General features: G+C 46.6%; 20 protein-coding genes and 1 pseudogene. 5 read left to right on the top strand and 16 right to left on the bottom strand.

Annotated elements, in window-relative coordinates; all coding sequences use genetic code 11:
* Positions 1 to 325: 325 nt before the first annotated feature.
* Positions 326 to 1354 carry a methionine synthase gene (locus R7O03_RS21720; RefSeq protein ID WP_025767249.1) on the bottom strand — a complete coding sequence of 343 codons (1029 nt, stop codon included), beginning with the start codon at positions 1352 to 1354 and terminating at the stop codon, positions 326 to 328.
* 30 nt (positions 1355 to 1384) lie between these two features.
* Positions 1385 to 2359, bottom strand: a complete 975-nt coding sequence (locus R7O03_RS21715; protein WP_017636059.1) for a DUF1852 domain-containing protein — start codon at positions 2357 to 2359, stop codon at positions 1385 to 1387.
* 1101 nt (positions 2360 to 3460) lie between these two features.
* On the opposite strand from R7O03_RS21715, the gene R7O03_RS21710 reads away from it, so the two are divergent.
* Positions 3461 to 4378 carry a leukocidin family pore-forming toxin gene (locus R7O03_RS21710; RefSeq protein ID WP_005376731.1) on the top strand — a complete coding sequence of 306 codons (918 nt, stop codon included), beginning with the start codon at positions 3461 to 3463 and terminating at the stop codon, positions 4376 to 4378.
* A gap of 75 nt (positions 4379 to 4453) precedes the next feature.
* A complete protein-coding gene (locus R7O03_RS21705; RefSeq protein WP_213872655.1) occupies positions 4454 to 5137 on the top strand; it encodes a topoisomerase I in 684 nt (227 codons plus the stop codon).
* Positions 5138 to 5202: 65 nt separating this feature from the next.
* Here the strand turns inward: R7O03_RS21705 and R7O03_RS21700 are convergent, their stop codons facing one another.
* The 14 genes and pseudogenes from R7O03_RS21700 to R7O03_RS21635 all read right to left on the bottom strand — a co-directional run bounded on the left by R7O03_RS21700 (position 5203) and on the right by R7O03_RS21635 (position 19285).
* On the bottom strand, positions 5203 to 5907 hold the full coding sequence (locus tag R7O03_RS21700; RefSeq protein ID WP_318132020.1) for an ABC transporter ATP-binding protein: 705 nt from the start codon (positions 5905 to 5907) through the stop codon (positions 5203 to 5205).
* Positions 5908 to 5929: 22 nt separating this feature from the next.
* Positions 5930 to 7213 (bottom strand): ABC transporter permease, encoded by a 1284-nt coding sequence (locus tag R7O03_RS21695; RefSeq protein ID WP_222133036.1) that lies wholly within the window; start codon positions 7211 to 7213, stop codon positions 5930 to 5932.
* 2 nt (positions 7214 to 7215) lie between these two features.
* On the bottom strand, positions 7216 to 8430 hold the full coding sequence (locus R7O03_RS21690; protein WP_054574778.1) for an ABC transporter permease: 1215 nt from the start codon (positions 8428 to 8430) through the stop codon (positions 7216 to 7218).
* Positions 8427 to 9698 carry a TolC family protein gene (locus R7O03_RS21685; protein WP_318132019.1) on the bottom strand — a complete coding sequence of 424 codons (1272 nt, stop codon included), beginning with the start codon at positions 9696 to 9698 and terminating at the stop codon, positions 8427 to 8429. Before R7O03_RS21685 ends, R7O03_RS21690 begins: the two co-directional genes overlap by 4 nt.
* The gene (locus tag R7O03_RS21680) at positions 9691 to 10824 is read right to left on the bottom strand and encodes an efflux RND transporter periplasmic adaptor subunit (protein WP_025579324.1); all 1134 of its coding nucleotides are present in this window, start codon (positions 10822 to 10824) and stop codon (positions 9691 to 9693) included. The genes R7O03_RS21685 and R7O03_RS21680 overlap by 8 nt, the downstream gene beginning before the upstream one ends.
* A 227-nt stretch (positions 10825 to 11051) precedes the next feature.
* Positions 11052 to 11612 carry a GNAT family protein gene (locus R7O03_RS21675; protein WP_318132018.1) on the bottom strand — a complete coding sequence of 187 codons (561 nt, stop codon included), beginning with the start codon at positions 11610 to 11612 and terminating at the stop codon, positions 11052 to 11054.
* A 3-nt stretch (positions 11613 to 11615) separates the two neighbouring features.
* Positions 11616 to 12041, bottom strand: coding sequence for a GNAT family N-acetyltransferase (locus R7O03_RS21670; protein ID WP_053349639.1), 426 nt, complete (start codon positions 12039 to 12041; stop codon positions 11616 to 11618).
* A 19-nt stretch (positions 12042 to 12060) separates the two neighbouring features.
* A pseudogene (locus R7O03_RS21665) lies at positions 12061 to 12815 on the bottom strand (class I SAM-dependent methyltransferase).
* 25 nt (positions 12816 to 12840) lie between these two features.
* Entirely contained in the window at positions 12841 to 13473 is a 633-nt protein-coding gene (locus R7O03_RS21660; RefSeq protein WP_318132017.1) for a class I SAM-dependent DNA methyltransferase, read from the bottom strand.
* A gap of 161 nt (positions 13474 to 13634) precedes the next feature.
* Positions 13635 to 14150, bottom strand: a complete 516-nt coding sequence (locus R7O03_RS21655; RefSeq protein ID WP_213893996.1) for a protein disulfide oxidoreductase — start codon at positions 14148 to 14150, stop codon at positions 13635 to 13637.
* Positions 14147 to 16258 (bottom strand): protein-disulfide reductase DsbD family protein, encoded by a 2112-nt coding sequence (locus R7O03_RS21650; RefSeq protein ID WP_318072874.1) that lies wholly within the window; start codon positions 16256 to 16258, stop codon positions 14147 to 14149. The genes R7O03_RS21655 and R7O03_RS21650 overlap by 4 nt, the downstream gene beginning before the upstream one ends.
* 65 nt (positions 16259 to 16323) lie before the next feature.
* The gene (locus R7O03_RS21645) at positions 16324 to 16722 is read right to left on the bottom strand and encodes a hypothetical protein (RefSeq protein ID WP_033905718.1); all 399 of its coding nucleotides are present in this window, start codon (positions 16720 to 16722) and stop codon (positions 16324 to 16326) included.
* A 102-nt stretch (positions 16723 to 16824) separates the two neighbouring features.
* Entirely contained in the window at positions 16825 to 17427 is a 603-nt protein-coding gene (locus R7O03_RS21640; protein ID WP_318072875.1) for a response regulator transcription factor, read from the bottom strand.
* A 25-nt stretch (positions 17428 to 17452) separates the two neighbouring features.
* Complete coding sequence (locus tag R7O03_RS21635; RefSeq protein WP_318132016.1) at positions 17453 to 19285, bottom strand: sensor histidine kinase; 1833 nt, start codon at positions 19283 to 19285, stop codon at positions 17453 to 17455.
* 178 nt (positions 19286 to 19463) lie between these two features.
* Between R7O03_RS21635 and dsrO the strand changes: the two genes are divergently transcribed.
* The 3 genes from dsrO to R7O03_RS21620 are packed head-to-tail and all read left to right on the top strand — an operon-like array spanning position 19464 to position 24468.
* A complete protein-coding gene (gene dsrO / locus R7O03_RS21630) occupies positions 19464 to 20231 on the top strand; it encodes a sulfate reduction electron transfer complex DsrMKJOP subunit DsrO (RefSeq protein WP_239945400.1) in 768 nt (255 codons plus the stop codon).
* The gene (gene nrfD, locus R7O03_RS21625) at positions 20228 to 21358 is read left to right on the top strand and encodes an NrfD/PsrC family molybdoenzyme membrane anchor subunit (protein WP_318132015.1); all 1131 of its coding nucleotides are present in this window, start codon (positions 20228 to 20230) and stop codon (positions 21356 to 21358) included. The genes dsrO and nrfD overlap by 4 nt, the downstream gene beginning before the upstream one ends.
* Before the next feature lie 17 nt (positions 21359 to 21375).
* The gene (locus R7O03_RS21620; protein WP_318132014.1) at positions 21376 to 24468 is read left to right on the top strand and encodes a tetrathionate reductase subunit A; all 3093 of its coding nucleotides are present in this window, start codon (positions 21376 to 21378) and stop codon (positions 24466 to 24468) included.
* Positions 24469 to 24735: the final 267 nt, after the last annotated feature.

Here is a 24735-nt window from a genome sequence, read left to right as displayed (position 1 = left end):
ATCTACTAATCACGTGCTTTGAAGTGCGAAAGTTCTCGTCATTTACCAGCGAGCTGTTATCAGATTCCTAGTCTCGTCTAGACTCGCTGGAATGACCCTACCTTAGAGCTGCTCTAATACCTGGGGGATGGCGAGCAATGTATCTTCCAACATCCGTCATCCTGAACAGCGAGGGACGAAGTGATTCAGAATCTACTAATCACGTGCTTTGAAGTGCGAAAGTTCTCGTCATTTACCAGCGAGCTGTTATCAGATTCCTAGTCTCGTTTAAACTCGCTGGAATGACGCTAACTTTAGTTCATGGTGCGGAGCCTAAGTATTAATATCAACCCACCAACTCTTTACGAATGATCTCCGCACCCGCACTTAACGCATTGAGCTTAGCGGTCGATACTTCACGAGACAAAGGTGCCATACCGCAGTTGGTACATGGGTAAAGCTTGTCGGCATCAACGTACTTCAACGCCTCTCGCAATGTGTTCGCTACTTCTTCTGGCGTTTCAATTTCGTTAGTAGCGACGTCAATCGCACCAACCATCACCTTCTTACCGCGAATCAACTCAAGTAACTCAATAGGCACTCGTGAGTTATGACACTCAAGCGAGATAATATCAATATTAGACTTCTGCAGCTTCGGGAATACTTCTTCGTATTGTCGCCATTCAGTGCCTAGCGTTTGCTTCCAATCCGTGTTCGCTTTGATGCCGTAGCCATAGCAGATATGCACCGCCGTTTCACATTTCAGCCCTTCAATCGCACGCTCTAAACATGCAATGCCCCACTCGTTCACATCATCGAAAAACACATTGAACGCAGGCTCATCAAACTGAATGATGTCGACACCTGCAGCTTCAAGCTCTTTCGCTTCTTGATTGAGGATCTTTGCAAATTCCCAAGCCAGCTTTTCACGGCTACCGTAATGATCATCATAAAGCGTGTCGATCATCGTCATAGGGCCTGGCAGCGCCCACTTGATAGGTTGCTTAGTTTGCTGACGCAAGAACTTGGCATCTTCAACAAACACAGGCTTTGTGCGGCTCACTGGGCCAACCACAGTCGGAACACTTGCTTCATAACGGTTGCGAATGGTCACCGTTTTACGGTTTTCAAAATCTACACCGCTTAAATGCTCAATAAAGGTCGTCACAAAATGTTGGCGAGTTTGCTCGCCATCACTGACGATATCAACGCCTGCCAGTTCTTGTTCTTGCAAAGCGACACGTAACGCATCGCGTTTGCCATCAATCAGTTCTTCACCTTGCAGTTTCCACGGTGACCAAAGTTTTTCTGGTTCCGCTAGCCAAGAAGGTTTCGGCAAGCTGCCAGCCGTTGAAGTCGGTAATAGTGTTTTCATCGTCATTCCTTTCTAGATTCTCGTTGTCGATTACGCGTAGTTTGCAGACCATTGTTCAAGCACAGATTGATAAGGTTTGATGAAATGCTCCTCGGCAAATTTCCCTTGTTCAATTGCCAGTTGGCTGCGCTCTTCTCGGTCGTAAACGATTTGAGTTAGCGAGTGGTCTAGGTTTTTTAGGTTTGGCTGGTAGCAATTACCGGCAACCGCGTTGGCATTGTAAATCTCAGGTCGGTAAATCTTCTGGAATGTCTCCATCGTGCTAATCGTACTGATAAGCTCTAGGTTTGAATAATCGTTCAACAAGTCACCGAAGAAGTAGAATGCCAACGGTGCAACGCTGTTTGGCGGCATAAAGTAGCGCACCTGTAAGCCCATCTTCTTGAAGTACTGCTCCGTCAACGAAGATTCGTTCGGCTGATATTCAAAGCCCAAAACAGGATGTTGATTTTCGGTGCGTCGGTATACCTTGTTGTCCGATACGCTCAGACAAATCACTGGCAGCTTTTTGAAATGCTGTTTATAAGACTCAGAATTAACGAAAGCTTTGAACAGTTTGCCATGCAAATCACCGAAGTTCGCTGGGATGCTGAACTGTGGCTGGTTTTTGTTGTGGTCCAACAGCAAAACGCTAAAGTCGTAATCACGAACGTATGAAGAGAAGTTATTGCCCACAATGCCTTCGATGCGCTCGTTAGTGTTGTGATCAACAATGTTAGTTTTGAGCACTTCAATCGATGGGAATGCTTCTCCACTACCTTGGATATCCATATCAACAGAGATGATTTCAAGTTCAACTGAGTAGCGGTCACCTTGCGCGTTATCCCAATATGCCAACGCATTAAAACGATTATCGATCATTCGGAGCGCATTGCGCAGATTCTCTCGGCGGTAGTTTCCGCGAGCCAGATTAGCAAAGTTGGTAGTGATTCGCGTGTTGTCTGATGGTTGGTAATTCTCATCAAAGCGAATGCTTTTGATAGCAAATGTGAAATCGTTATTCATCGTGAGTTGGTATCCTATTTCCTTAGATAAAGCAGACTTTTCCTAACTCTGTGCATGGGGACATTTTTTGTTTTTTGGTTTTCCCAATCGTTAGGTTGCACAGCACTTACGACGAACGGTTCGTACAAAAAAACGACCGTCGCAGTGCCTAACACCAGAGCAGTCCTTTTTTTATACTTGCTTCACGAGTTGAGTAATATTGGTATTGTTTCACATTGAACATGAAGGAAATTCATAGTGGCAGTTCCAACCCTGAGAGAGCTATCGTAGATACTGTTTTTCATTGACACCAATACACGTAACTTGGCGAGCATATTGCCAATATGTGTAATTAAGAAACGGATAAGAGATTAGCAGTACATAAACCAGTTTAAGCCGAGAAAACGCATTGTATGAACAAGGCACCAACTGGAATATAGGACAGCGTAACTTAAATAGCACTTTTCACACTCCATCGTTTATTCAAGTATTCGTTTAATTAGAAGTACGTTACATTTTATATTCTCGAAACATGATTATTTAATAATCTTATTTATTTCTTTTTCTATCTTTACCATCTTAAACGTAAAGTTTAATTTCCTGCTGTAAAAGCACATATAACTTCATACACGAACATGGCAACTTCATTGACGGACTTTATCACTAAACTATTACATTAAGCTCTAAAAAATAATAACAAAAAAAACATAAACCACTGTTTTAATTTGAATTAAACCCATAAACCCGAGATAACCACATAACGATACTTTACTTAATTTGGTATAACAAAAACCCTAAAAATAACATGGCTAACATTTATAAAATTCACTTTTATCAATAGAAAATCTCAACACAACATTAGAAAATTAAAATTAAGCAATAACTTAAAAAGACAAAACTTAATAACCAAATTCTTATTTATTATAGTTGAGTGGTGAATTTAAAAACTATGAGACATTAATCCCACGAATCTATCCTTTTTCTTTTTTTAATAAAAAACAAGATGCACTATTTCACCGCTCATTTATTGAGCTTGAATTTATAACCTGTCCATAATTATAAAGTGCCCATCAAGATGGTTTAAAACAAAAGTCTTTATGGGCTGACTAATAGGAAAAAATAATGGAAAAACAGCATCTTTCCGCGAGTATTATCGCACTCGCTTTACTTGGTTCTTTAGCACCAGCACATGCTGAAGATACATTGAAATCTTACACTTCGACATTGCTTCAGCTTGATGATGGTGATGCACGCTCGAAAAAAATCCGCTTAATTTATTCTTTAGAAAATGTCTGGAACCAATCTTTGCTACCAAATGGCGCTAAAGAAGCCAAGTTGATCCTAAATGGCGGTTCTGGCTTCGACATGACTAATGTTCCAAACAAAGAACAAATCTATGGTTTTGCTACTGGGGGAGATTACCGTTACACCGTTCCAACGGCTTTTAAGCTGGCACTGAGCTATTTAAATGGCGCCCCTTTACGCCACATGAGCCATGCTCCAGAAAACACCATTGCAACGGCATCTGTCAGTGAGTCGCTAGATTTTAACCTTGGATTCAGTGCTTCTACTTCTCCAAATATTAGTGGGGGAATCTCCTGGAGCAACCGTGTAACGTACGACCAGCCAGAGTTTCAAACGGTTGCCGATTTTAACCAAGCTAACGAAAGCATTAATTGGTTAATTGAAAACAAGACTATCCGCCATAATACGCCAGCTAAAGACTGGTTATTGTATCGTTGGACCAGTTGTGACATGGGTAATTTGATTGATTACAATGAGTTACCTGTCGTTATGCGTTCAGACTTTAAACCACAAGTCGGCGTCGTATATAGAAAAAATGACATTCAAGATGGCCTAGATACATCAGAGGTCAAGCTGGTTGCTGGTTGGCGAAAAACCAATTACTACTTTGGTCGCGACTGGTGTAGCTGGTATACCACTCCAGAAAATACCTGGAAGAAAAATCGTGATAGCAGTCAATGGACAGAGACTAGCCGAGCCGTAACTATCTCTTGGAATGACGATCTCTACCACTAACTTATTAGCCTGCGGCCACGGAATAAATAAGTGGCCGCTATATTTACTAATGAAATAAACGGTAAGACATGACACATGACAAGTAACAAAAAACTCTTGACTGGATCGGCGCTAGCACTTGGTGCAGTACTCGCCATATTTCTAATTAATTCAAATAACAAGAATGCCCAGACCGAACCTGTTGCAAGCCTTGATGAGCAAATCAAGACAGAAGACGCTGCGACAATAAGTGTAACGCCTCCTGAGAGCGATGCTGCTCAAGAGGTTGTTACCGCTCCAACACCACTAAGTCGCAATGATGATACTTCCGACGTCATTCCAGCTACACCTTGGATATCTGCCCCATTAAATGAACTGAGCAATGAACTGTACGATTTTATTGAAGCTGAACAGGTAAGTTACATCAGTACGACCGACTATCCATTCGACGAGAAAAAGCAAAAACAATTGCGAACATTAGCTAAGCAAGGGGTTCCTATCTTGTTTGACAATACGGAGTCATCCTATTTGGATAGCTACGGTGTCAGCGAAACCAAAGTCGTATCAGAGTATTTTGGTACGGCGTCTGAAGGTGATGTCATCATCGCTACCGGAGTACAGAATGCAGATGGCAGCATTCATTATCTAGTTTTGCCTTTGAAGAGCAAAGATCTCAACGATAACAGTAAATTGATTGAGGACACTAAGCTCGCAATCACTCTACTTAAAGAACAAAAGCATGACTTGATAAAAGAGAGGCAAAACGAACATCGCGAATAAAAGTAAAGGGAGATAGCCTCTGTATCGCTATTTCCCTTAAAACTCAGTTCTCAATTAAGAAAAGCTCATTTCTCCCTACTTACCGGCACCCTATCCGAAATCACCTTGCCGTCTTTGATGGTGATGATGCGTTTAGTGCGCTCTGCCAGAGCGTTATCGTGCGTCACGATGATCAGCGTTCTACCTTCGGCGTGGAGTTGGTTGAACAAGGCTTCAATCTCTGCGCCGGATTTTGAATCCAATGCACCCGTTGGTTCATCTGCTAAGATGATTTGCGGATCGTTGACCAAGGCTCTTGCAATCGCGACCCTCTGTTTTTGACCACCAGAAAGCTGGTTTGGTTTATGGTCTAAACGATCCCCTAGCCCGACTTGCTCTAGCAATTTAGCTGCGCGCTGGCGACGTTCTTTGGCTTTGATACCAGAGTAAACCAACGGCAGTGCCACGTTATCAAGCGCCGTCGCGTATTCCAATAAGTTAAAGCTTTGGAAGACAAATCCGATCTTTTGGTTACGAATGCCAGCCAGCTCATTCGCACTTAAACTTGCGACGGTTTGGCCGCCAAGTTGGTACTTGCCATCGGTGGGCTTATCTAAACAGCCGAGCATGTTCATCAACGTTGATTTGCCTGAACCGGACGGGCCAAGAATCGAAAGAAACTCGCCTTGATTAATGGTTAACTCAACGCCGTCTAGCGCGCGAACTTCCGCCTCCCCGCTTGAGTAGTATTTACAGATGTTGGTCAGCTCAACAAGCGGCTTGTTCGACATGTTCTTTCCAGAGTTATTGTTGTTATTCACTTTGTAGCGCCTCCAACGGGCTGACTTTTGCGGCTCGGTTTGCAGGTAACCATGCAGATGCCACACCAATGATCACTAAGGTGAGGATGACAATCGCGACAACGACCCACGACAACTCCGGGACAGGTTTACCCAGTTGTTCATAAAAGGCATTGCCCTCTAAAGGAATGGAACTGATGGCAGACACCAGCGCGTACGTCACGCCTAAGCCAAGCGCGCCCCCCATCATCATTGTCAATAAAGACTGCACTAAATAGTGCATGCGAATGGCCGTTGGGGTTGCACCGACCGCCATGCGCACGCCGATATCACGCGTAGATCGCTTTACGGTGGCATACATCACATTGGCGATGCCAACGCCAGCAACAGCTAACGTCACGAAGCCGATAATGCCAAGAAAACTCTGCAAACCTATCAGAAACTGCTGCATACTCTTTTGTTTAAGGAACATATCATCGACTTGGACGACCTGTTCATCACTGACACTTGCCCCGTGCTTACGGGCAATCACTTGCCTGATCGTCTTTGCTAAGGCTTCTCGGTCTACATCCGCTTGTGGTTGCACATTGATGCCACCAATTTCACCGTTGACATGAAATCGCTTCCACGTCGCTAACGGCACAAAGCTGGAATAGTTGATAAGATCCCCCAGTTCTATTTGGGCGCTGTTTTTCTCCAATACGCCCACAACGGTGAACTGCTCATTGCCGATTTTTACCTTTTGCCCCACAGGGTTGACTTGCAATGTGACTGTCGCAAACCAACTAAAGTCCTCATTCGGGTTGAATAAGTCGGCTGCCAGTTCATAACCCAGTACAACGACTTTGCGCGTCTCTTTTTGATCGAGTGGATTTAACCATCGTCCCCCCGCCATCGGCACCAAATTGGTCATGGATTGAAACTCGCTCGTGACTGCTAACGGCTCTTGCCATGAGCTTCTGTCACCAACGGTGATGCGCTCTTTCCACTTCGCAGTTGGCGCAACGCTTTTTACATCGGGTAATGCTCGAACGATCTCTGAATCGTCCATTTTTAACGTCAGAAACTTACCTTGGTGAAAAGCACCGTGGTCGACGGTGGCCATCCCTCCGGTCAAATAAATCAAGTTGCCGTTACCATTTTGTGCGGTTTTCAATACCCCCTGACGAATGCCCTCACCTACCGCCAACATAGCAGCGATACAGAGGGTCGCCCACGCTACAGCCAGAATGGTCAAACCCAATCTCAGCTTTTCTGCGGCCATTTCTTGGAAAATTTGTCTCATCGGTAACAACATGACTAGGCCCTCGCACTCAAAGCAATGACTGGCGTGAGACGCGATGCTCGCCTTGCTGGGAAATACGATGCCATCAATGCCAAGATAAGCGTCACAAGTAAAGACCAAGCAATGGAATCTGGCGTGATCACAGGCAAACCAATCCATTCCGGTAATCCCATGCTGCTTAGGACAGATACCACGGCATACGAAAACATCAGACCTAATGCCGTGCCCACAGCTACCAAAATAAGCCCCTCAAGAATAAACTGACTGAGTATGGATTTTTGAGTCGCCCCGATCGCCAAACGCACACCGATTTCACGCGTGCGCTCAGTGACGGATAAAAACATGATGTTGGCAACACCAAGCGCACCGACCGCCATGGTCATCGCACCGCTCGCTCCGAGAAAAATCTGAATGCCACGCAAAATTCCACTGATGACCGCCGCACCTTCACTAAAATCGGGTAATTCGACCGCATCTTTATCACTTGGGTCAAAATGAAGCTGCTTGGCGAAAAAGTTCACGATATTTTGTCGAAATGACGATGCATCCATCCCTTCTCTCGGCTTCATCAATACCATCCAAGGTTTCGCATCCCACAAATCGCGGTACGTTGTTTGAGGAATGAAAACCGTGCGGCTATCGCCGAATGAAATGCCAGTGTCCTCACCAACGGTTATCCCAATCACCAAAAACGGAATGCCGTTGACTTTGAGCCTATCCCCGATTTGGATTCCGCCCATTTGCGCAATTTGATCGCCTAACACTGCCACGCGAGTGTGGTTGTCCATATCACTTGGTGACAGGTTTCTCGAACCGGATTGCAGCTTGCGTTGCATTAAAGGAAAGTAAGACGTATCAATACCGCTGACCGTTCTCGATAAATTCTGTCCTTTGAGATTGGTGATATTCGCATCCCATTTGGCGTAAACGCTTGACGCCTGTTGCACGAAGCCCGACTGTTTGATCATGTCGACTTTTTCTTGTGGTATATCAATTTGGCGCCTTGAAGGTAACCCTTGCCACGGTTTACTGGTACTCGACGGAAACACCACTTGCACATTGTTGATCATAAATGAAAACGACTGGGTCTGATGGCGATAAAAGCCTTCGCCAAGTGCGATTAACACCACCACAGAGATCACGCCCCAAGCAATCGCGATAATGGCTAGCACGCTCTTCATGCGGTGCGCCATCAACGTTTGCCAAGTTTGCTGCAACAGGCTGCTCATGAATGAAAAGCCCGAGAGATCAACACCATGGTATCGTCATCGAGTTTCCCTGCGGTTTGCAGTAAGCCGATTCTCTTACGCCAATAGCTGTACAAGTTGGTTTGCAGACTGTTTTTCGCCTCAAACAAGCTGTTGTGTGCACTGATAACTTCCGACACTTCAAGCAGGCCAGCGTCGTAAAGTTTCTCTTTGCTTTGCAACAATCTGGCGCGCGATTCAACCAGCTCGTTCGCTATTAAAACTTGATTCCAATTGATATCGACCTGCGTAAACTGCTGAATAACTCGTTTCTGAATATCAATTTCCACTCTACGCATATCTTGCTTAGCACTTAAAATGTTCAACGATGCTTCGTCCACTTTCGCTCGCACTGCACCATTGAGGTCAATCGGCAAACTCAAACTAATCCCAGCGTTAAACTCGCCGTTTGAACGATTGTCACCATCGCTGTAGCCCACACTACCTTTGACGGTCGGGTAGTATCCACCTTTAGCTGAATCTTTCGCGAACTCGCTCGCTTTCACCATCTGCGCCGCTACCAACAGCTCTGGACTGCTGTCTTTCGCCAGTTTTAGCCATTGCTCCTGAGAGTCCACCAGCATCGGCGGCTGAATCAAAGAATCCGTTCGAATTTGGTCGACACTCTCCGGCATTTGATTGATTAACGCCGCAAGCTCTGCTTTTTTCACTTCGAGATCGGCTTTTGCATTGAGGATACTTGCTTGCTCAGAGACTTGATTCGCTCGCATCTCTTCAACATCAACCGACTTCACTTTGCCTGCTCGATAGCGTTTCTCAATGATGTTGAGAAGTTCTTTCCCCTCCTCCAGCTTGGACTGTGCCAATTTGAGGTCGCCCTGTGCGCTTGCCACATCTAGGTAAGCGGTGAGCAACTTCTGCGCAAGCTCGTTATGCGATTGAGATAGCTCTAACTGTGCTTTGAGATAATTGGCATTCGCTTGATCCAGTTCCGACCACAAGCTGCTATCCCAAATAGTTTGAGATAAGGTAGCGCCGTAACTGTTGGAATGGCTTGAGGACTCATTCCAATCCGCTGACGCACTGGCGCTTAAACCCGGCAATAACGCACTGCGGCTACTCTGTACGCCAACCTCGCCAAGCTGGACGCCGATTTTCGCTTTTTCGTAATTTGGATCGTTCTGCTTTGCTTGTTGCCAAGCTTGTTCAATAGAAATTGCGTAGGTCGGCAAACTGAGCGTGGCAGCCAACAATGCAAAGGCGATTGTTGATCGTTGCAGCTTAACCATGCGCCGCTCCCATCATACTGTTGTCGATAACCTCTTCATCAAGCTCCACGCCGTCAAGCACTTCGACATTGATGCCATCTGACAGACCGAGTTTCACAGGTTGTTTATGAAACCCTTGTTCTGAGCTATCGGGGATCAGAACATTCGGTGCGTCACCATCAAATTGCAGAGCGCGCTCCGGTAGAGTGAGCACGTTTTCAGACTTCTTCAGAATGATTTGAGCCGTCGATGAAAAACCAGAACGAAGCAACACATCTTGTGGGATCTTGAGTTCTCCCACTTCAACCTCAAAACCGTTATCAAAACTTTTTGCAGAAGCATTGCCCTCTGGTGAGTTAAGGTTCTCAGATTGAATCGCCACTTTGGTTAGCACACCAGAAATCGCCATATCAGGATAAGGCGCAACCGTCAACATAACGGGCATTCCCGGAGACAACTGCGCAGCATCATGCTCACTGACGCTACCTTTAAAAATCAGACTGTTCATGTCGGCCAATGACATCATTTCAGTCGCGGCTTGGCTTGATTGAGTCGAGATGATCGGCTCTCCGACCTCAACTTTCTGGTTGAGTACCGTGCCATCAATTGGCGCGTAGATCGTCGACGTTAAACGCGCATCGCCGATCGACGCCTCACCACTGCGGATGAGTTCGAGATTCTGGCGCTTTTGCAATACGTCCGCTTGCGCAGATTTGACTGCCGAGCGCGCACTTACGTATTCGTCGTAGTTACTTGGAATAATGTCCTGCTTGACCAAGCTTTCTAAGTTGGACAGTTTTTGTTTGGCGGATTCCAGATCGGCTTCGCTACGCATGAGTTCTGCCGATGCATCCGTTAATGCTTGGGGGGTTGGGTTTGGACGCACTTTGATCAGCGGCTGGCCTTGCTTCACCTTTTCACCAACTTTCGCGTAAATTTCACCGACGATACCGTCGATTTGTGACTTGATAGACACGGAGTGTGCAGGGACAATTTTACCAACAGCCACCGCTTGTTTTTCAATCGTGCCTTTTTCCACAATCAATGTAGGCAGCAATTCTGGCTGAGCGGCAGATTGGAGATAGAAATACGTACCACCGCCGAGCAGCGCGATGCTCACAGCGGAGACAAGCCAACGTTTCGTCATTATTTATTCCAACAATTATTGGGTAGTCTAATGACTACTCCTAAAACACAAAGTTGAAGGAATAATATCCTGCTTTAATAGCGGTTTGGTTGTCACAGTTGGTATGGTTTTGTCAGTCGCCTCTGACAATCAAAGACTAAAAAACTTCGAAGAATCATTCAGCAAAGGCGCTGTCTACGATGGCGACTGACAAGCTCTGTAACCGCTCGTTTCAACCGCCACCCTTTTCATTCTGAACAATGTGCAAAATGGCGCAGTTCTGTATCCTCCAATCGCATATCCATACAGTCTTGCGCCTCACGTCCTAGAGCAGGAAAAACCGCATGCGCTTTTAAAATGCCTTGGCTGATAAAGCCACATTTCTCCAACACACGAATACTCGCGTGGTTGCCAATATGCGGGGTAGTGCGAATGCGCGTTATACCCAAGCTGTGCAGGTAAACAACGCCAAGTTTGCAGGCTTGGGTTGCATAGCCTTTTCCCTGATAGCGAGCAGAAATACCAAAATGGATTTCACTGCTGTCTTGCTCAGGTATCAGCACCAGACAGCCTATAGGAGTTTGAGAAGTAAGTTCTTCAATGGTGAAGACTAATAGATTGGGAGACTTTTGATCATATTGAGCACGCCATCTTTCGATAGCTTCAAGGGTTTGATTTGAATTTTGGTGGGCTTGGCGATTGAGGAAGCGGCATGCTTGCTCATCGCCTAAATAGTTTTCAAACAGAGGAGCAGCGTCTGTTGTTTTGAGGTATCTGATTGCCACTTGTTGAGATTCAACTCTCATCATGATTTAGCTCTGATAAACATTCGGTTTCCAGATTTGCATGAAGTTTTCTACTGGAGCAATAGGAGTGAACCCAAACTGTTCGTACAACCCGTGAGCATCGCGGGTTGCAAGCATCATACGGCGTAAGCCTTGTAGTTCTGGATGAGCAACAATTTCTGATATCAACAACTTACTGATGCCTTTACCACGGTGTACCTCCACAACAAACACATCGGCAAGGTACGCAAACGTGGTACGATCGGTAATTAACCGAGCAAAAGCAACGAGTTGATTTTCATCATCCAAAACCGCGAAACAGAACGAATGGCGCAATGACTTCTCAAAGCGTTCTCTTGGAATACCCTTTCCCCAATAACTGTTTGAAATGAACTGGTAGATAACGTCTAAATCCATGTCATCTAACGACATAGTAATTCGAAATCCTTGCATTGTATCCCTCAACATTGATTTATATTTTCTCAGCCACACAGACAAGCGAGTTGGCATTCGCCTCAAATACATGCGCTGACCAAGATTGGTACTTCTCTATAATTCTGAATCCCGCTTGTTCAAAGAAAACCTCTATGTCTTCCAGCGGGCGATATTTTAAATCAATGCTGGAATGCTCAATCGTTCCACTTTCAAAATGGCGCTCTTTGTTCAAATACATGATGGACGTTTGCAAGTCATACTCGGCCTTCATACCGAAATAATTCACTTCACCATAGGTTGGAGAAACATAGGTTTGCCACAGCGCCATCTCATGATCCAATTCTAGATTCTCTGGCGTTGGTAACCGCGTATCGAAGACAAATCGCCCACCTTTTTCTAGGTGCTTTGATATTGAGCTCAGTGCGCCTGCCAGCATGTCGTCACTTAAAAGGCTTGGAATGCATTCCCTGTCAGTATGGCTAGGTCAAACTTCTTACCTAACGAAAACTGGGTTGCGTCGAGATGAAGAAAACGTAAGTTACTCCTACTTTTGGCTTTGTCCTTTGCGTGTTTGAGCATCCCTTCAGAAATATCAATGCCAATGGCTTCGTTGAGTTGCTCAGAGACTGGAATCGTGACAATGCCGGAACCACAACAGACATCCAGTACACTTCGAGTATTGGTTTCTTCGATTAACCTTGTGATGAAAGCAATTTCTTGATGGTAATGCTGGTCGTATTGAGCATCGTATTCAATGCCCGACCCGAACTCGGTTAAATCCTGTGTTTTCAAAAACAGTCCTTGTTTGTTACTTATTTCAGCGGTGTGACTTTTTCAGCTCTAGCATCAAGTATCGACACACATAACCAACACCAGATACGTAACCAATCACATTTTCTAAGGAAACCACTTCCAACCCAGCTTGCTGACAGAGTTGCTCAACTTCACTTTCGGTATATGCCTTATGCACGACCGATCCACTATAAGTATTTCGAGGCAAATCTTGTCCATCCGGATCGTGGTATTGAAAGCTGATAAAACATCGTCCATTCACCGTTAGCTTACGCGAAATGCACTCCAGCAGTTGTTGAGGCTTGGCTAGAGACTCAGTAAAACCAAGTGCGGTGATAAGGTCGAAGGTTTGCTCAAACAAAGGGGAAAATGGCTCATCGAGATTATGAACCGCGACACTTTGATAGAGGCTAGTTTGGCGCGCTTTATCAACCATTTTGGACGAGATGTCTAAGCCATGGATGGCGAGTTCTGGATAGTGACTTTTTACGACATGGCCGATACTGCCAGTCGCACAGGCTAGGTCGAGAACCGAGCCTTGCTCGATGGGAAAGGTTTTTAACTTCTCAGAAATCCAACGTGGACCGACGTAGTGACTGCCATCCACCAACTTTTGATAGCGATCCGACACATCATCATACATTTTTGCTACGTTCATCGTTTCCTCCTTGATAACCAGAACGATGCTCGAATGTAGCACGCAATAAGCATCTAGACACTTATTAGTTAACTAGTTCTTTATGGTATGTGACCGACTGGTTGTTTAGGACAACAAAAAAATCCGATACTCAATATTTTGAATATCGGATTTTTATAGCGTTATCGAGCTAACCAAATTCTCGCTAGTATTCCTATCGGAGTGGTAACGCCAGTTGTTACAGAGGAAATTTCACCATTTCTTAAAACATAAATGGTTGGGGTCACGCTAATTTTCCATTCGCGCATAATATCGCTTGAAGGATCGTTTATGTTTTCGAAACGATATTCTTTTGCCCTCATAAACTGCGCCACACGCTCATTCGGTCCCGACGATCCAGAAACGCCAACTACGGTGTAGTCATCACTCAGCCAACTCACGCTTGGGCTTACAAATTGACAAGCGGGACACCAAGTCGCCCAAAAATAAACAACGACAGGTTGTTCATAACTTTGCGCGATTGCATCGAAGTGTTCGCCATCGCTCAAGACTGAGCTCAATGGTGGTGACTCCTGTTTAGGAATATCTTTAGTGCGATACCAATCCATCGCGATGGAAATGACGGTGACAATGAGCACCATCTGTACGATTTGAACGAGCCAATATCGGAATGTTCTACGCCGCTTTGTCGAACTCATTGAATAGCTCCCCCACTCGCTTGCTTCACCGCACTTAAAACAACATCATCAGTCAGAATCACAGGTAACGGGATACCTTGTGGCGCTGCCGGGCCATAGACGATGTTAAACGGCACACCGTAACGCCCATGAGCTCGTAAAAAGTCAGTTACCGAGCCGTCCGGATGTGTCCAATCCCCTTTTAACGTCGCTACATTAGGGCTTTGCAGCAATGAGTAGACAGGATCTTGCCAGATCACACCGATCTTGTTCGCTTTACACGTGACACACCAATCCGCAGTGACATCCACAAACACCACTCGCCCATTATTGACGTGATCTTCAATCGCCGAGTTAGAAAGCTTCTGCCACGCTAAGTCCTCAGGAAGCGGTGTCGCCCATTGGTCGGCAGTGACACTACCAAGTAACAGGCCACCAGCTATCAACACTAATGACGCAGTTCCGGATACAGCAAGCGCTTTCTCACCATACACTTTCTTAACTCTTGCCATCATTACAACAAAAGCAGCCACAGCGATAAGTGCAATCCATAACATCGGTACATGATTTGCCATTAATGAAAGTAGCCAAACGCTGGTTGCCAACATCATTATGCCAAACACTATTTTAACGACATTCATCCACGAGCCAGGCTTTGGTAGTTTCAGCGCGATATTTGGAAACACAGCGACTAAGAGCCAAGGCAGTGCCATACCCAATGCTAATGCTGTAAAAGTTGCAAATAACGTTAATACGTCGGCACCCAAGGCAAATGCCACGGCAGTTCCTAGAAAAGGCGCGGAGCAAGGCGTCGCAAGCAATGTGGCAAACATACCTTGAACATAGTGACCAACTAGGGAGTTATCACCTTTCGAGGCCAGCCATGTATTGGTACCCGATGATAGACGGATTTCAAACAGCCCCAGCATATTGGCCCCAAACAAAGTGGTGACCAACACCATCAAACCTAAGAACCAAGGGCTTTGAAATTGCACGCCCCAGCCAATGGCATTACCTGTTAGCTTAAGCACCAAAATAAAACCAGCGAGAATCCAGAACGACGTTAATATACCAAGTGACGAGGCAACAAACTGAGCGCGAATTTGACGACGCTCGATACCTTGAGCGGCAACAATACTACTTAGCTTCATCCCCAAAACCGGAAGAACGCAAGGCATGATGTTAAGAATTAAACCGCCGAGCAACGCGAATAGAAAAACACTCGTTAGAGACGTGCTCGGCAGCGGTTCAACTATTGCCTCAGCAGTTGCTTGAGTGGTTTCTTCTGCTAGTAAATTGGTGTCTTTGATGGTCACAAACAGCGACTGACCATCTAACCCCACATCGCCCAGCCAAGTATCAACGATATAGCTCGCGGTGACGATGTTTCCTTCTTGATGCATTCCTTCAAACTTGAAGCTATAGTCTCGCGTTGCTTCATCGACACCATCCACCAGCACTTGTGGTTGTTGCCAACCCTGACTGTTCTGTAGCTTGATTTGTAGTTTCGATTGGTTCGCATCCCAACTCGCCTGAGTAACATCAATAAACGGCGATGGCTGCGGCACGTTACTCACTGCTTGAGCGTAACTGAACATCACGTCTTCATCGACTTTTAGATCAGAAGGCAAGAACGTCAATTGAATTTGATAGTCGGTCAGCACACAAATCGTCGTACAAGAAGAAAGTGTCAGTACCGCATCAATCGTGACAGGTTTGGACATGTCTTCGACGTGCAGCGTCATGGGGAACAAAGTGTCGCCTTTATACCCAAGAGTCTCGATACCTAATAGTTCGAATTTTTGTGGGTGTGGCCATTGCCAATCCACTTTGGATAAATTTTGTGAATTTTGCCAATCAATAGATGGTGCTACGCCGCCCTCACCAGGTGAACGCCAGTAAGTTTTCCAGTCCCCAGCCAACTTGACGTCCAGATAACCAGTGATTGTTTTGGCTTGCAGGTCTTGTTGACCAGTGAGCACAAAGCGCGTTTGCACTGGAGGATGTTGTGGGTTGGTTAGCCAACCTGTATCAGTAGTTTGAGCTGAAATACTCAGAGAGAGCAAACTCAAAGCAAGCGTCATAAAAAACATGGACGCAAACTGAGTCAGTTTAGTAATTTGATTCATAGTGATTCCTAGTTATAAAGACAAAGGTGCTAAATAACTGACGCTAGTGGTCAGAAAGCACGCTTTTATTCTCGGAACACACAGAAAGTCAGATGGACTCGATACTTACGGCCTATCGGTTCTGTCCAATGTTGCGCACCAATATAGGCACTGCACAACCAAATTGCCGAAGCAAAAAGACCGACAAACAGAACAACAATAAATACATCGAGTTGATGTTGAGAAAACTGAATTAACTTTTCAGACAATTCGCACTTGCTGGTTTCTTTAGTATCAATCGACTTGACGCTCGAACGCTCATCAGTAAGTGAAACCGCGGGCGATTCCGTCTCATATTTCATAGAGCATGACGATGCAAAACCTGAATTTTGCATCAGACACACAACCACCACCCAGCCAATAATCGCCAGTAGCCATTTTGCCCGCTTATGTGGCGTGTGATGTCGTTTAGTCAACAAACTCATAAGAATTCAGATAAAGTAAGAACGAAGAAGATAATACGCGAGTCGTCATAAAGCTCAAGTTGTATCCTCTAAATAGCCTTAAGAGGCTTCACTCGCTAAGCTTTAATCTAGCTTGCCATATATATATGCCAACTCTGCGACGGTTTTTGCCGAGAACTTCTTCAATAGATTGGCTCGGTGTACTTCAACCGTTCGCATTGCTATGCAAAGTTCGTCAGCAATACGAATATTGCGCTTTCCTTCAATGATCAAACGTAAAATGTCTTTTTCTCTAGGTGTGAGCGATTCATAAGCCGATTTTGCCGCTGCCATATCGAGGTTTGTGGCAGACTGCGCCTGTCCCTGCAAAATGGCTCGTGCCAGTTCATCGCCTTTGACTGGTTTTTGGAAGAAATTGACCGCCCCAGCTTGTAATGCATCGACCGCCATTGGGACATCACCATGCCCTGTCAGATAAATAACGGCTAACGGGCTGTTGACTTGATTTAAAATTTGGTGCACTTGCTGACCACGAAGGTTAGGCATTCGGCTATCAAGGATCACGCATCCGGCCTGATGAATGTTCACTTTATCGAGAAAAGATTGCCCATCAGCTAAAGTCGTCACGTTGAAGTCATGCTCTTCCAGCATAAAAGCGAGCGAGTCACGCACCGATTCATCATCATCGACTACAAAAACAGGTAGCTGCTTTTCACCGCTGCTCATTGAGTGCTCCTATGCCTAGTTCAGATTAGTTTTGATATGGAAACACAAGCTCAACCAAACAACCATGTGGTGCTATCGAGCTGATGACAAACTCGCCACCATGCATTTCCATCACATCGCGACAAATGGCTAACCCCAGCCCAAGCCCTTCTTCTTTTCTACTCACAAACGCTTGAGTCGGATTCTCTTGCTGCAACCCTGTACCATTGTCTAACACTCGAATAGAGAGTTGACTGATTTGGTAATCGCAATGCAGGGCAATTTTACCTTGATAACCTGATGAGTGATATTTCTCTTGGAACAAAGTACACGCATCAATCGCGTTGCTGATCACATTAACTAAAACCTGTTGTACGCCAACTGCATCGACAAGTAATGGACGAATGTTCCCTTCTGTACTGGCCACAATAGAAATGTTTTGCTTCTGCATTCGAAAATGGAGTAACTCAATCGTGTCATCAATGAGTACTTGAAGATCGCACGACGTTTTGTCGACACTGCGCTTACGAATCAACGTTCTTAATCGCTGAATAATTGCATCGGCTCTTTCAACTTGGCCCTGTATTTTCTCAAGTACAGGGACAATATCTTCATGAGGGCGCTTTTTGGCCAAGCGAAGTAAACCGCCTTCACTATAGTTGCGAATGGCTGCCAGTGGCTGATTGAGTTCATGAGCAAGACTAGTGCCGATTTCTCCGACAATCGCGACCCTTTGTGAATGCTCTAACTGTTCACTTTTCTCTTTTAATCGTAACGATGTCTGCTCCAACGCTTGCTTACTCTTGCTAAATCGATACTCAAGCCAAAAGTGGTACGCGTTCAACACAATCACAAACATGAACAGCGCCCATGCCCATTCTTGATGACTACGCAGCCAGCGTAGAGCCTCACTCCACCAAGGTTGTTGCAACGGATGGAGATCCAACGCCTGATAAAGTTTGTCGATGCTCAGCAAGCTGACGGGGGACGTCCAACCTGACGCGCCTGCCGCAATAACCGCAGGGTGTTCAGGTGGCATCGCTAACAATACTTGCGCAATCTGTTTGGCAATCTGAGCTGAGCCGCGCTCTGTTTTGGCAAATGACCAGTTAGGATAAAGCGGTGTGGAAACAGCGCATAACGAGCGCTCGTTCGGCTGTTGATTTAAAACTCGGTAATTACCCGGTTGTAAAAGCCCTTCACTTAACATCTGTTCCAATAAACAAGCGGGGACGACGGCCGCTTCCACATTACCATCACGTAATTGATACAGGTTGGCATCAATAGGAAAACCAAGATAGCGGACATCAGAAAAGAAATCGTTTGGATTAAGCCCCATTTTGACTATTTGATAGCGCATCGTTAGATAACCACCAAACGCTTTTTCTGATACCGCCGCAACGGGACGTCCTGAGACATCTTGCACCGTTTGATAACTTGAATTGGCTCGAACCACCAGCGCCGAACCAATGCCGTAATTCGAGTTTTGTGGTGCTCTGCTGGTTAGCGTTGCCATCCACGACAGCGCGTATTGCCTGCCCAATCGCACTGCCTGACCTGGGTTGGTTAAGATGAAATCTATCTTCTGAAACTTCACCGCTTCGCCCATTTCATCCAAGTTAAGGGGATGAAGGACAAAATGCACATCGGAAATTTGCTGATTGAGCCAATCAATGGTCGGTTGCCATCTCTGCTCAGCATAAAGATGGCCGCGTATCGCTAACACGCCCACTTCGACTTTTTGCTTGGCCTGTGGCTGCTCTGCTTTTTGCTCTTGCATTCCTTGCAGATCTGCTTGTTCAGAAACTGCGCCGTGAGCCAAAGATGCAAAGGCAACTAAGCAAAGAATCCAAAGCTGAAGCCACAGTGCTTTTTTCATGATGAGTCGAATCGTTCCGTCAAGAGAGTACGACAAGAATAACAGCTACCTTCCCTAAACCACATTTGTTTTAGATCAAGTTTGATCTGGGTATGTGGAAATCCACAATATAAGCCTCGCGGTGCATTTCTCACAATGGAAGCAGTCAATTCAAATACAACAAAAAAGCAGGTGAGTTATGGATTCCACCAAACGTCGCTTTCTCAGCGCGGTCACAGCCGGAGCCGCGTTAATTCCAGTCGCAGGCATTGGCACGGCAACTGCGGGAAACATTATTCGAAATAACCAGTCCGCTGACCGAAAAGGACAAGTCGGCAAGCGTTATGCCATGGTGATAGATTTGCGTAAATGTGTCGGATGCCAAGCGTGCACTGTGGGTTGCAGCATCGAGAACCAAGCGCCAATCGGTCAATTCCGAACCACCGTAAAGCAATACGAAGTTACGTTAGATGATGGCTCTACAGCCACGCGAGAAGCAAAAGCCTTTATGCTACCGCGCCTTTGTAACCACTGCGACAACCCGCCTTGCGTGGCAGTGTGTCCGGTTCAAGCAACCTTTCAGCGCGAAGATGGCATTGTCATGGTGGATAACAGTCGCTGCGTAGCGTGTGCGTATTGTGTACAAGCTTGCCCTTACGATGCTCGCTTTATCAATGAAGACACCCTCACCGCAGATAAATGTACCTTCTGTGCTCACCGTCTAGAACAAGGTCTATTGCCTGCCTGCGTGGAAACCTGTGTTGGCGGTGCACGTGTAATTGGTGATTTGAATGATCCATCAAGCGAAGTCCGCCGCTTAATTGCGAAGCACCAAGACGACATCAAAGTGCTAAAACCCAATGAAGAGACCAAGCCACACGTGTTTTACATCGGCATGGATGAACGCTTTACCAGCCATATCGACGGGCAGCCAGCTATTTACGACCCACAAGGAGAGCACGCATGAACATCACCGAAGTGTTAGTCCAACCTCAAGCGATGGCTTGGCTCCCGTGGGCGGTACAGTATTTCTTCTACATCGGTTCGGCTTATGCGGCTGCTATTTTATTCCTAATCGCCCTATTATTTGAAAAACACACCAGCCACAGACTGCGCGCTGCGCTTGTGCTGACGCTGGCCATCGGCGCCATCGTGGGGCCATTAGCGTTAACTGGTGATTTACACCAACCGGGACGCGCATGGCATTTTTACGCGCACATCACGCCGTGGTCATGGATGTCTTTAGGATCGCTTTTCTTGCCTGTTTTCTCAGGTTTAGCGGTAGTGACTGCATGGCTGTATCTCCGCGAGGATCTGTTCAACTTACGTAATCAGCCAGGGAAAGTACTGCCTCTAATTTCAAAGCTGTCACTGGGTGACTGGGCGCTCTCTCGTAGAGTCATGCTTATGGTATCTGTTATCACGGTGCTATCAGGCATCACCATTGCAGTCTACACAGGCGCTGAAATTGCAGTCGTTAAATCGCGCTCTTTATGGCACCAACCCGCGTCGCCGGTTCTTTGGTTTGTCACTGCATTTATGGGCGCGGTCGGATTTTCTCTACTGATTTGGTTACTGCTGCCTAGCCAATCGAAAGCCCTCACTTCTGGTGATAGCAATTTACTCAAGAAGTCACTGGTAACGAGCGGCGTTCTGACGCTGATTCTCCTACCGATTTGGGCATCCAACAATTCCGCATTTTCGCTCTATTCTAGCGAACAATGGATGCACAACATTGCCCTGATCACTTTTGTCGTTTTAGGTTGTGTTTTGCTCGCTTTCATCTTCTTGCGCGATACCAAAAAGTCCGCATCAGCCAGATTTCGTCACGTCATAGGGCTCTGTGTTGTGTCTGCTGCCGCACTGGCAAGTGCATGGCTGATTCGCTGGTTTACCATCATGGAAGTGCAAACCATCGCCAAGTTCGATGCAGGGCTGTATCCATACCAACTCACTATGGATGGAAATGGCTGGATAGGCATTATCGGCATGCTCGGATTATGGCTTGCACTGGCACTGCTCGGTTCGGAGCTGGTTCAGCCAAAACAAAAGATCGAAGTAAAAGCCTCATCACTCACCTTAACTGAACGCTAATCAAAGAGGATTTCATCATGGATAACAAACGCCGTCAGTTTTTGAAATCAGGCATTGCAGTGGGTGGGCTTGGCGCATTCGCTGCGGGTTACGCCACCACCACCAAACACATGGTCGAGGGTGCGCTCGAAGGCACTGCGGGAGAAAAAACGCGTGATATTCACCACGGTAACTCGCTTGAACCAGAGTACACGGTCAACAGCAAAGGCAACCTAATCCCTAATCCAAATCAGCGCGTTGCACCATCGATGTGTTTTGGTTGTTGGTCACTGTGCGGATTGCGTGTACGCATTGATAACCGCAGCGACGAGATTTTGCGCATTACTGGCAACCCATATCACCCACTCTCTCATCAGCAACACATGCCGTTCGAAACGCCAGTCAAAGATGCTTATTTAAGTTTGGCAGGAGAAGCGGGCCTTGACGGTCGTTCAACAGCATGCGCACGTGGCAATGGGATGTTAGAAATTCGCAACAGCCCGTACCGCATTACTCAGCCACTGAAACGAGTTGGAAAACGCGGCGAAGGAAAATGGATTCCGATCAGCTACGAGCAATTGATAGAAGAAGTCGTAGAAGGTGGTGATTTATTTGGTGAAGGCCATGTTGATGGCTTACGCGACATTCGCGATTTAACAACGCCCGTTGATCCTGAAAACCCAGAATATGGGCCGAAAGCCAACCAACTGTTAATGACCAACGCCGGCAACGAAGGCCGAGACGACATATTTAAACGCTTCGCGTTCAACAGCTATGGTACACGTAACTTTGGGCATCACGGCTCTTACTGCGGCTACGCATTTCGTGCTGGCAGCGGCGCATTTATGAACGACTTAGATAAGAACGCACATTTGAAGCCAGACTTTGATAATGCGGAATACATCATCTTCATCGGTATGTCGCCTGCGCAAGCTGGCAACCCTTTTAAGCGTCAGGCGCGCCAACTCGCCAATGCGCGAACAGAAGGTGGCTTGGAATACTCCATCATCACGCCAAGTTTGCCTGCGGGTTCATCGAGCTTGGCTGCCGGTGACAACAACCGCTGGATACCAATCAAACCGGGCACCGACTCTGCCCTCGTGCTTGGCATGATCCAGTGGATCATCGAAAACCAACGCTACAACAAAACCTTCTTGGCGCAGCCGGGGGCAAACGCGATGAAACGAGCCGGCACCGCGCACTGGTGTAATGCTACGCATCTCGTGATAAGCGATAATCAGCACCCGAGAAACGGCACGTTTTTACGCGCGTCGGACTTGAATCTGCCATTCGAGGGCGAAGCGTTGTCTGACTCCGACCCATACGTCATCGTGGATGAGCAAAGCGGCGAATTTGGTGTTCATACCCAAGCTGAGGAAGCGGCACTGTTTGTCGATAAAACGGTTTCGCTTGCATCGGGCGAAGTGCGCGTAAAATCGTCTCTACATAGACTCAAAGAAGAGGCGTTCAAATACAGCCTTGCGTTCTACAGCCAACAATGTGAAATCCCTGTCGAACAAATTGTTGAACTAGCAAAACGCTTCACCAGTCACGGAACAAAAGCGGTGGTCGATACCCACGGTGGCAACATGCACACCAATGGGTTCTATAACTCGTTTACCATCATGATGCTCAATGCGTTGATTGGTAACATAAATATGAAAGGCGGCGCGATGGCCAAAGCGGGTGGCTACCCAACTTCCGCTGCGGGCCCTCGTTACGACTTCACCAAATTTGCTGGCAAAGTCGGCCCGAAAGGCGTCTTTTTGTCGCGCAGTAAATTCCCCTACCATAAAACCAGCGAATACAAACGTCGCGTTGAGGCAGGTGAATCCCCTTACCCAACTCGCGCGCCTTGGTATCCGTTTGCCGCGCCACTGCTGACAGAGCACCTATCTGCGGCTATTGATGGGTATCCATACCGCGTAAAAGCGTGGATCAACCACATAGCGAACCCAATGTATGGTGTACCCGGTTTGAAAGCGCTGCTGGAAGACAAGCTTAAAGATCCAAAACAACTCGGTTTGATTGTGTCTGTTGATGCGTTCATTAACGAAACCACCGCATTGTCGGACTATATTGTGCCGGACACGGTCACCTACGAAAGCTGGGGTATGGCAACGCCTTGGCACGACGTTCCGGTGAAAACCGTCACAGCTCGCTGGCCGATTGTGGGAGCGCGAACAGAGAAAACCGCCGATGGGCGTTCAATTTGCTTAGAAAACTTTTTGATTGATGTCGCCAAGAAAATGCAACTAGGCGGCTTTGGTGACAACGCGATTCAAGATGCGCAAGGGAATTGGCACGCCCTCCACAGCGCTGAAGATTTCTACTTACGTTCCGCGGCAAACTTGGCTTATGTGAAAGGCGGGGTGCCTGAAGTTTCGGCAGAAGACATTGCGTGGTCCGGCCTAGAGCGTTTAATGCCAGCCATGCAGAAGACGCTGACAGCGGATGAGATGAAACGTGTGGCGTTTATTTTTGCTCGCGGCGGACGTTTTGAAAATGCAACCGAAGCGTATCAAGGTGAGCAAATGAAGCACAAATGGACACGACCTGTCGCGATATGGAATGAACGTGTCGGCAGCGCAAGAAACACCATGACCGGTGATTTCTACACGGGTTGCCCAACATGGCATCCACAAAAACTGGCCGATGGCACACCAATGGAAGACCAGTTCCCAAGCTCAGAATGGCCTTTCAGCCTGACGAACTTTAAATCCAACATTCACAGTGCGGTATCCAATCTATCGCCAAGGTTGAACTCGATTAAAGGCGTAAACCCAGTGTACATCCATCCAATCGATGCCGAGCGCGCAGGCATTAAAACGGGTGATGAGTTTGTTATCGAGACACCACCTGCAAGCACCAAAGCACTTGCGATGATAGTCAACGGGATTCGCCCTGGCACACTCGGATTTGAACATGGGTTTGGTCATACCGAGCTAGGACAACGCTCGCACTGGATCGGCGATAAACAACAACCCGTAAAAACGCGCAGCCAAGATGGCGTCAATATTAACGACATTGGCTTAATTGACCCTACTCGAGAAGGCAAAGGCGTGTTGTTGGATTGGGTCGTGGGCGCGGCGGCACGTCAGTCCCTGCCGGCCAAAATCCGCAAAGCGTAACGCCGCACGTTAAGACGTCTCTACCACTTAGAGCTGCCGATTTGTGCAGCTCTTCACCACTTTGTTTTTATCGCTTATAGAACAACCAATAAAAACAAATACGGCCATTTACGCTTATTAAATATGTGGAAATCCACAATACCTTTCATTATTGACAAGGCCGACAATATTGTCCAAGTGACTACCAAGTAGCACTTAGACATATTAATAAAAATTAAAGTGAGTCAGCATGTCAAAAATTCTTCCAGTGGTGGTGGCCTGTTTGTT

This window comes from Vibrio sp. Vb2960 (genome assembly GCF_033337665.1).
Lineage (GTDB): Bacteria > Pseudomonadota > Gammaproteobacteria > Enterobacterales > Vibrionaceae > Vibrio > Vibrio alginolyticus.
The sequence above is the reverse complement of the archived record's forward strand: the minus strand, read 5'-3'. Positions and strand labels throughout refer to the sequence as shown.

Bases quoted from the DNA above. Each gene is read 5' to 3' on its own strand.
- R7O03_RS21720 (WP_025767249.1), bottom strand. From the start codon at position 1,354: ATGAAAACACTATTACCGACTTCAACGGCTGGCAGCTTGCCGAAACCT.
- R7O03_RS21715 (WP_017636059.1), bottom strand. From the start codon at position 2,359: ATGAATAACGATTTCACATTTGCTATCAAAAGCATTCGCTTTGATGAG.
- R7O03_RS21710 (WP_005376731.1), top strand. From the start codon at position 3,461: ATGGAAAAACAGCATCTTTCCGCGAGTATTATCGCACTCGCTTTACTT.
- R7O03_RS21705 (WP_213872655.1), top strand. From the start codon at position 4,454: ATGACAAGTAACAAAAAACTCTTGACTGGATCGGCGCTAGCACTTGGT.
- R7O03_RS21700 (WP_318132020.1), bottom strand. From the start codon at position 5,907: ATGTCGAACAAGCCGCTTGTTGAGCTGACCAACATCTGTAAATACTAC.
- R7O03_RS21695 (WP_222133036.1), bottom strand. From the start codon at position 7,213: ATGTTGTTACCGATGAGACAAATTTTCCAAGAAATGGCCGCAGAAAAG.
- R7O03_RS21690 (WP_054574778.1), bottom strand. From the start codon at position 8,430: ATGAGCAGCCTGTTGCAGCAAACTTGGCAAACGTTGATGGCGCACCGC.
- R7O03_RS21685 (WP_318132019.1), bottom strand. From the start codon at position 9,698: ATGGTTAAGCTGCAACGATCAACAATCGCCTTTGCATTGTTGGCTGCC.
- R7O03_RS21680 (WP_025579324.1), bottom strand. From the start codon at position 10,824: ATGACGAAACGTTGGCTTGTCTCCGCTGTGAGCATCGCGCTGCTCGGC.
- R7O03_RS21675 (WP_318132018.1), bottom strand. From the start codon at position 11,612: ATGATGAGAGTTGAATCTCAACAAGTGGCAATCAGATACCTCAAAACA.
- R7O03_RS21670 (WP_053349639.1), bottom strand. From the start codon at position 12,041: ATGCAAGGATTTCGAATTACTATGTCGTTAGATGACATGGATTTAGAC.
- R7O03_RS21660 (WP_318132017.1), bottom strand. From the start codon at position 13,473: ATGAACGTAGCAAAAATGTATGATGATGTGTCGGATCGCTATCAAAAG.
- R7O03_RS21655 (WP_213893996.1), bottom strand. From the start codon at position 14,150: ATGAGTTCGACAAAGCGGCGTAGAACATTCCGATATTGGCTCGTTCAA.
- R7O03_RS21650 (WP_318072874.1), bottom strand. From the start codon at position 16,258: ATGAATCAAATTACTAAACTGACTCAGTTTGCGTCCATGTTTTTTATG.
- R7O03_RS21645 (WP_033905718.1), bottom strand. From the start codon at position 16,722: ATGAGTTTGTTGACTAAACGACATCACACGCCACATAAGCGGGCAAAA.
- R7O03_RS21640 (WP_318072875.1), bottom strand. From the start codon at position 17,427: ATGAGCAGCGGTGAAAAGCAGCTACCTGTTTTTGTAGTCGATGATGAT.
- R7O03_RS21635 (WP_318132016.1), bottom strand. From the start codon at position 19,285: ATGAAAAAAGCACTGTGGCTTCAGCTTTGGATTCTTTGCTTAGTTGCC.
- dsrO (WP_239945400.1), top strand. From the start codon at position 19,464: ATGGATTCCACCAAACGTCGCTTTCTCAGCGCGGTCACAGCCGGAGCC.
- nrfD (WP_318132015.1), top strand. From the start codon at position 20,228: ATGAACATCACCGAAGTGTTAGTCCAACCTCAAGCGATGGCTTGGCTC.
- R7O03_RS21620 (WP_318132014.1), top strand. From the start codon at position 21,376: ATGGATAACAAACGCCGTCAGTTTTTGAAATCAGGCATTGCAGTGGGT.